Origin of the sequence: Brevibacterium sp. ZH18 (assembly GCF_022748595.1) — a bacterium.
Lineage (GTDB): Bacteria > Actinomycetota > Actinomycetes > Actinomycetales > Brevibacteriaceae > Brevibacterium.
In genome coordinates, this window is record NZ_JALDSX010000122.1 from 1 (window position 1) to 372 (window position 372).

Below are 372 nucleotides of genomic sequence, written 5' to 3' on the forward strand. Positions count from 1 at the left end.
AAACCCACCGGGTATTCCACTGATTCGGTGGGTCGTCGCAAACGTGTTTATGACACCCCGCGGACCCCGTTCGTGCGTCTGCTGGATTCCGGGATCCTCAACAGAAAGCAAGTCGCTGAGCTCAGGGCTTACAAGGCTGGTCTTGACCCGGTCCATATCGCGGCCGAGATCGATCGGATCCAGCAGAGGCTGATCAAGCTCGCTGCCGGGAAGACCGCGCGTATGGAACGTGAGATCGAGGCCAAGCAGGCATTGCCCGATTCCTCGGGTATTCGGGTCAGGCCGAGTCGGGTGGGGTGAGAGTTGTTCCCGGGGATAATTTGTGTGAGGCACGACCCTCATTAGCCGGGGGTATTGACATGAGGCACTCCG

At 59.4% G+C, this 372-nt stretch carries 1 pseudogene; it reads left to right on the forward strand.

Going from position 1 to position 372, the window contains the following annotated elements:
• Positions 1 to 300 (forward strand): annotated as a pseudogene (locus MPN20_RS17210) (integrase); the annotation flags it as partial.
• Between the last annotated feature and the right edge of the window lie 72 nt (positions 301 to 372).